Source organism: Lysinibacillus sphaericus OT4b.31, from assembly GCF_000392615.1.
Taxonomy (GTDB): Bacteria; Bacillota; Bacilli; order Bacillales_A; family Planococcaceae; genus Lysinibacillus; species Lysinibacillus sphaericus_B.
In genome coordinates this window covers 1-2534 of record NZ_KB933446.1, presented here as the reverse complement: position 1 = coordinate 2534, position 2534 = coordinate 1, and the positions used below count along the sequence as shown (strand labels likewise).

The 2534-nt window shown below is 39.0% G+C and carries 2 protein-coding genes and 1 pseudogene; all 3 read left to right on the top strand.

Annotation, left to right across the window (positions count from 1 at the left end):
* Positions 1 to 189: pseudogene (locus H131_RS25755) on the top strand (contractile injection system protein, VgrG/Pvc8 family); the annotation flags it as partial.
* Positions 189 to 1634 (top strand): zincin-like metallopeptidase toxin domain-containing protein, encoded by a 1446-nt coding sequence (locus tag H131_RS23335; RefSeq protein ID WP_010861496.1) that lies wholly within the window; start codon positions 189 to 191, stop codon positions 1632 to 1634. The pseudogene H131_RS25755 and the gene H131_RS23335, both read left to right, overlap by 1 nt.
* A gap of 2 nt (positions 1635 to 1636) precedes the next feature.
* Positions 1637 to 2134 (top strand): hypothetical protein, encoded by a 498-nt coding sequence (locus H131_RS24110; protein WP_010861495.1) that lies wholly within the window; start codon positions 1637 to 1639, stop codon positions 2132 to 2134.
* The last annotated feature ends 400 nt before the right edge of the window (positions 2135 to 2534 follow it).

Sequence of the window (2534 nt, the reverse complement as noted above, 5' to 3'; positions counted from 1 at the left end):
TTGACCTGTGGCTCCAGCAGTATCGTCCTCGATGGCATTACCGATATGCAGGGACAAGTTGTCGAAATGGAGGGTTCCATCAAGGCGCCTGTTCCGGCATCTAGTGCAGCGGAAGAGGGAAACGGAGATGACCTTGAATCCGCTCTCGACGTCATGGGCATGATTCCCCTCGCAGGGGGTGGTGCGTAATGGCCAAGAAAGGGAAAGGTTTTTTCGGTTCGATAGGCAGTTTTCTTGGTAGTATCCCAGCTGTCGGCAAAGTCAAGAACGCCGCCAAGTCTGTAAAAAAGAAAATCAAAAATACGAAAAAGAAACTGAAAAAAGCTCTAAAAAAGGCGAAGAAAAAACTAAAGAAAAAGCTCAAGAAAAAGATTGGGAAAGTATTTACAAAAGCCAGGAAGCTTAAAAATAACCTATCCAAGAGTAAAATGGTGAAGAAGTTTAAGCGGACTGCCAAGAAAGTAGTACTTGCAGCGAAAAAGGTTGCAACTAAAGCGAAAAGTACAGCAAAAGCGGCTACAAAGGCAGTTACGCAGACAGCGAAGAAAGTGGCAACAGCAGTTAAGTCGATTGATGTAAAACAAGCGATATCAACCGCTGTTGATTTTATCCCTATTGTAGGCAATGTCAAGGCAGCCTACGAAGTAGTAGTAGGGAAAGACCCATTCACTGGAAAGAAATTAGCGCCATGGGAACGAGCAGTCTCAGCAGCAGCCATTGTAGGTGGACCGGCAGTCAAAGGTGCGAAGCACGCAGCAAAAATTGGGGGAGCAGCAGTCAGTGGTATTGCTAAGGCTGGAAAAAAAGGAGTCCCAACTAAAGCACCAGCAGCACCACCGAAAGCAACAAAACCACCTGCTAAGCCAACAGAAACAAAGAAACCAAGCAAGAGTACACCAACAGTTGCTGCGAAACCAAAAGCAACACCGGCACCGACGAAAGCGACAAAACCACCAGCGAAGGCGACAGGAACAAATGCCCCAAGTAAGAGTCAACCAGTTGCTGCGAAACCGAAAGCAACACCAGCACCGGTGAAATCGACAAAACCACCAGCAAAGGTGACAGAAACAAAGGTACCGAGTAAGAGTACGCAACCAGTTGCTGCGAAACCGAAAGCAACACCAGCACCGGTGAAATCGACAAAACCACCAGTAAAGGTGACAGAAACAAAACTGGTAAGTAGAAATATAAAACCAGTAGCTGATGCACGAAAAGTACAAACGGTTGTAAAAGATGAGAAGAACCTAAGGATAATGTCTACAAAAGAATTAAGGGATTTTAAAAAAGTAATGGGTAATAAAGGCATTAAGGTCATAGTAGATAAAAAAGGTACACTTTTCCCTAAACCTAATGTGGCAGCAATGTTTGACCCTCAAACAGGAAGAATAATATTAAGGTCTGAACCACGTAAATTAGATGCATTTCATGAAAGCTATCATGCAGAACAGTGGTTAAGTATGGGGAAATCAGAGTATTTAACTCAGTCAATATTACAGAGAGAGGAATTTGTATATAGTTCGGTAATAAAAAATAAAAATTTCTTCACTAAAGAAGAAATATACGAAGCACAACGTTATATTCAAAGATGTAGAACTGGTGATTGGCCACCAATTGATTGGAAAGGATTTGATTAGAAATGAAAACTAATTTAAATGAGGAAAAAGCAACGGCACTTGCACAGCATTATATAAAAGAGCATAATGTTCCTTGGGTAATAAAGGCACATGCTCTATTTCATCAAAGTTTTTTTAGTATAAATGGTAATGCCTGGATTGTTGAGGCAAAAGCACAACTTAGCATAGATGAACGATCAAATAACTTTATAATATCTGATGAATCAGGAGCAATAGAATTTATAGCTATTGGTAAAGATATAATAAACAAGATAAATAAAAAGCATCCTAAATTAAATACGAAAAAAGCAATAGAGATTGTTCGAGATTCCATAGAAAAAGGAAGATTAGTTGGAGAAATAGAAAAGCCGATTTTCTTTTATGAGAATGTAATGGATATTTCGTGTTATGCCTGGGTTATAGATGTTAAGCTGCCACCACCATCACAATTTGGTCTGATAGGGGACGCTGTGTTTATTTCAGATGAAAGCGGCGTTATTGAAGATATAAGAAATCTGTAATGATACAAATATAGTCCTTTACTTGTCAAAGGAGAAATTAAGATGTTTGATTTAGTGTTCTTGAAAAACTATTTTAAAGAATTAAACTCTAGTACTAAACGATATTATATAAGTCTTTAGAAAATAATATAAAGTAAAAACTGAATTGATTCTGAATGTTTATTTGCTAAGAAAGAGAAAGCTTCAAACTATTATCAGCCTGGGTGAGATGTAGGATCTTGCTTAGGCTTTTTATATTGGTGAAAGGATTATGTTATTGAAGTAAAGAATAACTCTTTATAACAATATAATTAAAAACGCGAAAAATTAAAGAGTGTTGTGGCATCAATATCACCTTTGCGGGTAAAACCATCTCCATAAGCGCCACAGAGTCCATGCGTTTGACCTGTGGCTCCAGCAG

Bases quoted from the DNA above. Each gene is read 5' to 3' on its own strand.
- H131_RS24110 (WP_010861495.1), top strand. From the start codon at position 1,637: ATGAAAACTAATTTAAATGAGGAAAAAGCAACGGCACTTGCACAGCAT.
- H131_RS23335 (WP_010861496.1), top strand. From the start codon at position 189: ATGGCCAAGAAAGGGAAAGGTTTTTTCGGTTCGATAGGCAGTTTTCTT.